This is a genomic window from Nonomuraea recticatena (genome assembly GCF_039533245.1).
GTDB classification, from domain to species: Bacteria; Actinomycetota; Actinomycetes; order Streptosporangiales; family Streptosporangiaceae; genus Nonomuraea; species Nonomuraea roseola.
In genome coordinates this window covers 1-8,781 of sequence record NZ_BAAATE010000077.1, presented here as the reverse complement: position 1 = coordinate 8,781, position 8,781 = coordinate 1, and the positions used below count along the sequence as shown (strand labels likewise).

At 66.0% G+C, this 8,781-nt stretch carries 8 protein-coding genes; 4 read left to right on the top strand and 4 right to left on the bottom strand.

Going from position 1 to position 8,781, the window contains the following annotated elements; translation table 11 throughout:
- The coding region (locus ABFX50_RS49910; RefSeq protein ID WP_346158207.1) for a transposase at positions 1–203 on the top strand (203 nt) is incomplete at its 5' end.
- Between the two features lie 788 nt (positions 204–991).
- Here ABFX50_RS49910 and ABFX50_RS49905 read toward each other — a convergent pair.
- The 3 genes from ABFX50_RS49905 to ABFX50_RS49895 form a co-directional block, all read right to left on the bottom strand.
- Entirely contained in the window at positions 992–2,251 is a 1,260-nt protein-coding gene (locus ABFX50_RS49905; protein ID WP_346158205.1) for a PP2C family protein-serine/threonine phosphatase, read from the bottom strand.
- A gap of 1,001 nt (positions 2,252–3,252) precedes the next feature.
- Positions 3,253–4,329 carry a phage terminase large subunit gene (locus ABFX50_RS49900; RefSeq protein ID WP_346158203.1) on the bottom strand — a complete coding sequence of 359 codons (1,077 nt, stop codon included), beginning with the start codon at positions 4,327–4,329 and terminating at the stop codon, positions 3,253–3,255.
- Positions 4,330–4,403: 74 nt separating this feature from the next.
- Complete coding sequence (locus ABFX50_RS49895) at positions 4,404–4,646, bottom strand: hypothetical protein (RefSeq protein WP_346158202.1); 243 nt, start codon at positions 4,644–4,646, stop codon at positions 4,404–4,406.
- Positions 4,647–5,074: 428 nt separating this feature from the next.
- Between ABFX50_RS49895 and ABFX50_RS49890 the strand changes: the two genes are divergently transcribed.
- The gene (locus ABFX50_RS49890) at positions 5,075–7,150 is read left to right on the top strand and encodes a serine hydrolase (RefSeq protein WP_346158199.1); all 2,076 of its coding nucleotides are present in this window, start codon (positions 5,075–5,077) and stop codon (positions 7,148–7,150) included.
- A 48-nt stretch (positions 7,151–7,198) separates the two neighbouring features.
- On the opposite strand, the gene ABFX50_RS49885 is transcribed toward ABFX50_RS49890, so the two are convergent.
- A complete protein-coding gene (locus tag ABFX50_RS49885; RefSeq protein WP_346158197.1) occupies positions 7,199–7,324 on the bottom strand; it encodes a hypothetical protein in 126 nt (41 codons plus the stop codon).
- Between ABFX50_RS49885 and ABFX50_RS49880 the strand changes: the two genes are divergently transcribed.
- Both ABFX50_RS49880 and ABFX50_RS49875 read left to right on the top strand, forming a co-directional pair.
- Positions 7,323–7,643, top strand: coding sequence for a hypothetical protein (locus ABFX50_RS49880; RefSeq protein WP_346158195.1), 321 nt, complete (start codon positions 7,323–7,325; stop codon positions 7,641–7,643). The two genes, ABFX50_RS49885 and ABFX50_RS49880, sit on opposite strands and share 2 nt — an antisense overlap.
- Entirely contained in the window at positions 7,594–8,226 is a 633-nt protein-coding gene (locus tag ABFX50_RS49875) for a tyrosine-type recombinase/integrase (protein WP_346158193.1), read from the top strand. The genes ABFX50_RS49880 and ABFX50_RS49875 overlap by 50 nt, the downstream gene beginning before the upstream one ends.
- Positions 8,227–8,781 lie beyond the last annotated feature (555 nt).

Below are 8,781 nucleotides of genomic sequence, written 5' to 3'. Positions count from 1 at the left end.
GGGGCATCATCCCGCGCATCGCCCGCCGCGGGATCGAATCCAGCCAACGCCTGGGACGCCACCGCTGGGTCGTGGAAAGGACGGTCTCGTGGCTGGCCGGCTGCCGCCGCTTACACCGGCGCTACGAACGCCGGGCCGACCACTTCGCGTCCTTCGTCGCCATCGCTGCAGCCCTCATTTGCTACCGCCGACTCACCAAATGAGTCACTGTCTAAGGCGTGCAACCACTCCTGGTCCTCATCGTGCAGGAAGCCCCCGCGGCAAGCGGCAAACCGCCTGGCGGACCGACAGCCGGGCGGGCGGCCTCGAGGCCGGTCCAGGCCGCCCGCCCGGCCTCCCTGCCCAACCCGCCGGCGACCAGCCTCTACACGAGGTGGTGGATGGTGGCGACGGCCCTTCACACGATCGCGGCCACGCGCAGATCGCCCTCGGCTGGTGCGTCGGCATCCTCATCGTCGCCTACGCCTTCGCCATGAACACCTAAGTAGAAGGCGTAGTGGACCAGTTCGCACGGTTCTCTGTTACGGTCGTCGCCCTCGGCGGCCGGAGTTGTGAAGGTGAGGCGGGCTGTGAGATCGGGTCTTGTGCATGCACGGGGCGCACTGTCGAGGTCCGCGCCTGTAGTCCTCGTTTCCCTGTGGCCATAACGGGCAGGTGACACGTGCCCGCCTCGGGGGAGAGCCCCAGATATCTCGGCTCGCGGCGGGCTGCTACCGAGCGACACAGCCGGCAGGCTTGGGTGGACGACCTGCCCCCGGATCGCCCACCTCGTCCGTGGGGCAGGTCCCTTCCCTTGGACCCGGGTGGCGACAAGTACGCCCTCCTTGGCGGCCGAGGCCAGCCCGGCGGCCCGCGCCTGCTCGTAGAAGGCGGAGGCGGTGGGCAGGTTCAGCACGCCCGTCCACCGTCTCATCGGGCGTTTTGTGCGAACGCCCCGGTCGATGCTCGCGACTGGTGCTCCTCTGCGCACTTCTGGGTCGAAGGCGGGCGGTCACGGTCCCGCGAGCCCGGTCTGGGTCGCTGCCGCGTCGACGTTGTCGGGGTTGGGGCCGAGCCATTCGCAGAACAATACGGTGGCGTCGTCTTCCAGCTGGCCGTCGTGGTGCTCCAGGACCGCGTGGATGAGCCAGCGCAGTGTCTCGGGAACGGGCAGGCCATCGGCGTGGTGGCGGATGAGGAAGTCGACGAACCGCTGCAGGCCGAACTCGACGTCACCCAGCCCACGGGCCTCGGTGATGCCGTCGGTGTAGAGCACGATGCGGTCCCCGGGCTCCAGCTGCTCGCGGCACAGGGTGGTTGTCAGCCCCATGCCGGTGCCCATCGGGTGTGCCGGCGGGCAGTGCAAGTCGGTGCTCCAGCGTCCCGCTCGAATGATCACTGGTGGGTGGTGGCCGCGGTTGACCCAGCTCAGGACGCCGGTGTGAGTATCGAGGTCGGCCAGGATCCCGGTCGCATACCGCATCTGCCCGTACTGCTCGATCAGTGCCTGCTCGATCCTTTCGGTGATCTCCATCAGGCCGGCGCCTTGACGGCGGGAGTTGCGGCAGGTGGCCATGGCGAGGTTGGCGGTCAGTCCTGCCGCGGTGTCGTGGCCCATCGCGTCGAAGATCGACAAATGGACGACCGGTCCCGCTGTGGCGTAGTCGAAAGCGTCGCCGCTGATCCGGTAGGCGGGCTCCATCGCTGCGGAGACCACCACGCGGCCGTCCGCATAGGTAAGCGGTGGCATCAGATGCCACTGCATCTCGGCGGCGATGTTCATCGGCCGCGTGCGGGTCAGCCGGGCAAAGGAGTCGCTATGGTCGCGCTTGCTGACCAGGATCAGCGCGATGAGGGAAGCCAGCGCCACCATGTCCTGCCGAATGCGCGGGCTGTCCTCGACGGCGGTGACCCGAAGCACCCCCAGGCGATCGCTGCCGTCCAGCAGAGGCACCCACCATCGGTGCTCGCCTGCTCCGGCGGAGCTGTCGGCCAGGATCTGGACGTGTTGGTAGACCCACCCAGGCAGTGTTCCCTCGATCTTCAGCTCGGTTTCCTCGCCCTGCGCTGCCTGCCCTGCGTCTTCACCGTGGCGGGTGAGCAGCCTCAGGACACTGCGCTGCACGTCTGTAACGTAGATCAGCACCTCGCGGAACCCCGCGGTCGCCGCGTGCTCACTCACTCGGGCGGGCAGCAGCTCCAACGACATCAGATGGCTGGAGGCCAGCAGGCCCTCGAGCATCCGCCGCCCATCATCGTTGCGCCCATTCACACCAGGCACCTCTTCCTCGCTTCAGCTCAACGCCGCCATGTACCGGTGCGCCCACTACCGTCTCCCTCTCTCCAGCAGTTACGGCGATACACGTGAAGCAATTCGTCCGCAGGCTGCAGCCTGAGCTGTGGACCAGCGATGACGGGCTCATACCGCGATCTCGGCTGCTTACCGTGCAACCCACATGGGATCGGCGGTCTCCCCCCATGCCTGTCGATCCATCTCCTCCGAGCGGGCCATCAGGGACTGCCCCGCTGGATGGTTCGGTGAGAAGAAAAGGTGCCTGGTGGCCGACGGCAGCGGCGAGCGGGAGTGCGAGCGAGGACGCGTCGTCGGTCAAGGCACGCCGGCATCCTGCGGTCCCGGTTTGTCGCCCCGCCGGCTGTCGCTGGACACGAAAGGAGGCATTGCGAGCTTGCGTTCGCCGCCTGTGCTCGATCAGAACGAAGGGCGCGCTGGCCGAGATCACCGACGTCGAGATCGGCGCCGCTCTCGCCGAGCTGTAGAAAGCGAGCGCGCCGGCAATCCTCGGCGCGGTATTCGCCGCCGTCGGCGTGAATACCGGATCAACTCATCTGCACTGATCTCCGGGAACGAACGCAGCTGCTCCAACAGCTCCTCGGAGAACATCTTCTCTGGCAACGCACCACTTCACGTGCCGTACCGGACAAAACCGGAACGAACATAGCGGCAGTGATCATCAACCCGCCACAGGAGGTCAAACTCCTTCGTTACCGCAGGTCAGGCGCTACTTCGTTGAAATTTCTTCATTGCTACTGGGAGCCCCCACAATGACAGCGGCTCGCGGGATTGCCCGTTGTCCCTTCTGGGGCCAGGGTGAGGTCCCATGGATGAAGACGGCGATTCCGCCGAGCGTTTCAGCGTGTCCCGCTCGAAAACACGGTTCTGGGCTCTGAGCTGGGATTTTGCTGCGCGATCAGCGCGGCGGCTGTCACCATTGCGGGGTGTGGTTGTCGCTGATCTACCGGGTCGTTCAGTGCTTATGCGGGCTTGTGGCGGTGCTGGCCTGCTCTGATCTGTCCAAAGAGGCTGAGCTGCTGGTGCTCCGTCATGAGAACCAGGTGCTCCGCCGCCAGCTCGGTGGTCGGCCGCGGTGGGGCCACGCTGACCGGATCTGGCTGGCGGCGTTGTCGCGGCTGGTCCAGCGCCGCCGGTGGGAGGAGGTGGTCGCAGATGATGGCGCTCGGCCGAGGCTCAGCCCACGTGCCGCCGGGGGCGACCAGGCGCAGGATGTCCTTGGCGTGGTCCTCGACCAGGCGGCGGGTGCGGTAGATCTCCCGCACCAGGTAGAGGCGCCCGTCGGGGTCTTCGGCCCAGTCCTGCCAGACGAACGGGTTGGTGTACCCGAAGTCGACGGTCCACCAGCGCGTCCACTCCTGCGGGATCGGGATCCGGTCGAGCAGGTGGACGGCGGGGTCCCAGTCTTCGTAGATCAGGCCCTCGGCGGCGACCCACTTGCCGTGCCGTAGCCGGTGGAAGCGCACGCCGGTGAGCTTGTCGAGCTTGCCGATGTAGTCCTGCCCGACCATCGTCAGCGTGCCGTCCGGCCGGAACAGGACGGGGTTGTCCTCGTGCCTGCTGTGCAGCATGACCGTGTCGCCCCGGACCGCGCGGGCCTTCAGCCAGGGTGTGGGGGTCCACGGGTTGTAGTCGGCGATCAGCTGCTGGAAGGAGATCACGCCGTTGCGGAGACGGGTGGTGAGCGCCTCCCAGTCGTCGATCGCGAGCTCGATCGCCTCCTGGACAAAGATGACGTCGTACTCCGACGACATGACCTTCTGCGGCTTGTCCAGGCCGCCGACCACCACCACGCTGCCGTTGCTGTACCGGTAGGCCGCCGCCTCCTGCTGGCTGCCGCCGTACCAGACCACGGGCCCGGCGGCAATCGACTCGGCGGCGACCTTCTCTCGCCACGTGACGAGGCCGGTGGAGCCGAGCGACACAAGCGTCTTGCGGACGATCAGGCCGCGGGCGCCGGGGTTGGCCAGCATCATCGCGTGCAGCTTCTCCAGCGCGGCCCGGGATTTGCCGGTGCCGGGGGGGCCGGACAGCAGCACCTCGGGGTCGCGGCGGTTGAACAGCTCGGCGGCAGCGCCGTACGGTCGTTAGGTGTGGCGCAGCGCGGTAGGCATCAGAGGTACCGGCGGATCTGAAGCAGCTCAAGGAGGCCGTCGTCCATCCTGGATTCGCCCTGCGCCCAGGCGTTGCGGCGAGGCACGATGTATGTGGGGTACAGCTCGATCATGTCGGAGAGCCCAGCTTCGTCGAGGCGGGCTTGGAGGCGTTCGGCGTCGTCGTGGTTGCGCATGAGCTCGCGCTTGGCGCCACCGCGGGTCTGGCTCCAGAGACGAAGGTCGGTCGGCCAGTCGTTCATGCCTGAGATTGTCACTCCACGGCGCGGCGCTCGTCATGTTCGACCAGCCATGTACGAGGCAAATGTCTAGCCGATGTCAATTCTCCGTAACCCTGAGTAATAGCTAGGTGGGTTATCTTGCATTGGTCTGCCGCGCGGAGGTCGACTTCCATTATGGGCATATTTGTCACGGCCCTAGGTACATGCGAAGTCCGGGGCTAACCCGGGGCTAGCAGCAGAGAATCCCGGCCCCAGCTGCGGTTCTAATCCCGAGGTTCTCCGGCCGCGTCGGCGGCTGTATGCAGGAGCGAGGATCTGCTGGTGGCTCACTAGGCCCCGTTTGCGTGCTCCAACCATCAGCGAAGCTTTGGGATCTTGGCCTGCATCATGGACGACGAGACAGCCGAGACGTCCAACGCCCGGGGGATCACCAGACGAGGGTGAGGACCATGAGTGGTTCATCAGGCACACCAGAGCGCCCGGCACACCACGAAGATCCCTGGCTTCCGACGCGCCGCGACTTCATCGTGCGATCACTGTGTGCGAGTGCGTTCCCCGGACTTGCCTCCAGCATCCCTCTCGATCTCCCCACGGCACATGCGTACGTGGCCGCACCGGCGACCGACCTGCTGGAGAGTGCCAGCTCGCACACGCCGGTGTACGGATCCCCCGTCGCTCTCTGGAATCTCACCGATGAGGAATACCGGGCCGCGTTCGATGGGTACTTCGGGCGGTGGGGTTACCGAATCGTGGACGTCTGCGGCTACGAGGTCGGCGGCCAAGCGCGTTACGCCGCGATCTGGGAGCCGGCTCACCCTCCCGGGCCTAACACGCAACAGAGCTACCACGGGATCCCGTTCAGCGACTACCCCAAACACTTCGACCAGCTCAAGGGTGACGGTTACCGGCCCGTTCGCGTCAACGGCTACAGCGTCGCCGGTCAGACGTTCTTCGCCACCATCTGGGAAAAAGTCAGTCGGATCCCGCTGTGGCAGGCACATCATGCGATCAAACTCGATGATCTCTACTCGCATGTCTCCAAACTCCGCGGGGAGGGCTACGACCTCGTCGATCTCTGCGGGTACCCGAGTCCCGGCTTGGCCGAGACGCTCTGCGCCACCGTTTGGGAGGGCTGGCCGGGATACGATTTGAGCTGGTGGTGGATCAAGCCGCAAGTCGGCGAGATCAACTACCAGGCGCAGTTCGACCGGATGCCCAAGGCCCATTGGCGTCCCGTCCGAGTCATCGGCTTCAGTCCCGTCTCCGCGAAATATCGGATGTACGCCACAATCTGGGTGAATGCCGACGGACGCCCCTGGGCTACGCGCCACGGCATCGACTCCAGGACGATGGATAACGAGGTCGCGCAGAAGAAGCGCGAGGGGTATCGACTGGTGTCCATCGGAGGATTCTCGGCCGGTCACGGAAGAGACGCGGTGCCGGCGTTCTGCCCGATCTGGGAGAAGCGCGAGGCGGGTCCTGTCATATCGGGCCTGGTGGCCAGATTCATGCAGTACTACGAGGTGCCGGGATTGTCCTTGGCGATCGCCAAGGATGGGCGGCTGGTTTATGCCCAGGGATTCGGTCTGGCGGACAGAACCAGTCGTGAGAGGGTGACGACCTCAACCCTGTTCCGGATCGCCAGCATTTCGAAGACGATCACCGCGGTCGCCGTCATGAAACTGGCGTCAGAGGGCAAGCTGTCTCCCATAGACCTGGTCTTCGGGAAGAGTGGACATCTCAAGGACCTGGGTACGCCCGAGGATTCCAGAGCCGAGAAGATCATCGTTCTCCATCTCCTGCAGCACTCGGCCGGCGGCTGGGCGAACGATGAGCAAGACCCCATGTACACCAACCCTTCGCTCAACCAGAACGAGCTCATCTCGTGGGTGCTCAAAAACCGGTCGCTGGACAATGCGCCTGGCACGAAATTCGCCTACTCCAACTTCGGATACTGCGTGCTCGGCAGGGTCATCGAGAAGGCGACTGGCAAGCCGTACGACGCGTACGTCAAGGAGAACATCCTGGCCCCGTGCGGAATCACCGGCATGCAAATCGCGGGGAACACCCAGGCCGACCGGCGCCCAGGGGAGGCGATCTACTACGGCCAGGCCGGTGAAAATCCGTACGGTACGCAGGTGGCGCGGATGGACGCGCACGGGGGCTGGCTGGCTACGGCCGTCGACCTGATGCGCTTCGCCGTGCGAGTGGACGGCTTCCCCACCAAACCCGACATCCTGGACCGCGATTTGATCACCTACATGACCAAGCCGTCCGGGCTTTATGATTCGAATGGCTATGCCAGCGGGTGGTCCACGAACACCGCCGGAACATGGTGGCACCTCGGCAATCTGCTGGGGACCGAAGCCGTCCTCGTACGCACCGCAGACGGCTTCTGCTGGGCGGCACTGATCAACACCAGGCGGAGAGATCCCGTCCATCAGAACACCGAGACAGGCCTCGACAACCTGATGTGGGCCATCCGCAACCAGGTGGACATCTGGCCCCCAGGACAAGATCTGTGAACGCTCGCATCAGGGGCCCGCCGCCAGCACAATGCGGAGCCGGACGCTTCATCGGAGCGTCCCGAGATCCACACCCTCGAAGCTGTACGTCACCGTCACCTCCCCGCCCACCAGCTGCTTGACGGGGATGTCCAACCCGAGCAGCTTCGCCCGCCGCTCCTGGATCTTCAGCATGCGGTCGATCGCCGCCAGCACGGGCGCGTCGTCCTCGATCGGGTCGGCCCCGGGCCTCGGTCATCTGAAGCTGGCCGACGTGCGCGAGCACCACCTGCACGAGCTGTATGAGGCGATGGGGCAGATCAACGCCCTGCCCAAGGGGGCCAAGCCGTCCGAGATGTTGCGCCGTCTCCTGGCCGCGAGGGCCACCGCCGAGTGGCGCCAGGACGCGGCCTGCACTCCTCGCGGCCGCTGTCGGCATCGCGTATCCACCTGGTGCACCGGGTGTGTCGTCGGCGCTGTCGTACGCCTACAAGACGCGGAAGATCGGGCATGACCCGTCGAAGCACGTCGAGCCGCCGCGCGTCACGCGGCCGAAGCCGCTGGTGTGGACGGTCGAGCGGGTGGAGCGGTGGCGGCGGACCGGCCACGTCCCTGGGCCGGTGATGGTGTGGACCGCGCAGCAGGCGGGGGAGTTCCTCGACTACTGCGAGGAGAGCGGGGAGCGCCTCTACCCGCTGTTCCATCTGACGATGACGCGCGGCCTGCGCCGCGGCGACGGGCGCCGGATGGAGTGGCCGGATCTCGACCTGGAGGTGGGCACGCTGAGTGTGGTGGAGCTCGCCGACGGGTCGGGGCCGAAGACGGACGCGGGTGTGCGGACCATCGACCTCGACGAGGAGAACGTGCGGCTGCTCAAGGCCTGGCGCGCGAAGCAGTCACGGGAGCGGCTTCGCGCGGGGGAGTCGTGGGTGGCGTCGGAGGTGGTGTTCACTCGCCGGAACGGGGAGCCGTTGCGGGACGAGTTCGCCAGCCAGCGGTTCGAGGTGCTCGTGCGTCGGGCCGGCCTGCCGCCGATCCGCTCCACGACCTTCGGCACTGTGCGGCGACGTTCGGTCTGGCGGCCGGGACGGACATGAAGGTGATCTCGGCGACGCTGGGGCACGCGCGCCACTCGTTCACGGCCGACACGTACGCAGTGTCGTGCCGGAGTTGGCGAAGGCGGCGGCGGAGGCGACGGTGGCGATCATTCCGCGCCGGTCGCGGAAAACGAGCGGCTGACTGGATGGTCTGGCAATGGTCTACCAGACCACTTGTGGATCACTTGGATACCTAGCGCGCCCTGCAGGATTCGAACCTGCGACCGTCGGATTAGAAGAAAGATCGTTTGCTGTTCAGTGGTGTCAGCTGGTGTCTGTCTGTCGCGTGCTGGGTGGATTTCAGTGTCAGGCCGTGACGGGGCCTGTCGGTACGGGCCGGGACAGACGAGCACGGACCGAGCACGGCGGACCCGCCGGTGCGCGCCACGCGTCCATCGCCGGGGTGTGAGCCGCATGGTAAAGGTGGTGAAGCAGAAGGTCGGCTCTGTGCGATGAGTGGGGCTTCCACCCGAAGACTGGACACGGCTTATGCAGCTGATGCCAGCGTAGATGATGTTGAGTGGAAGGCTGTCTCGTAGGTCTGGGGAGCTCGTT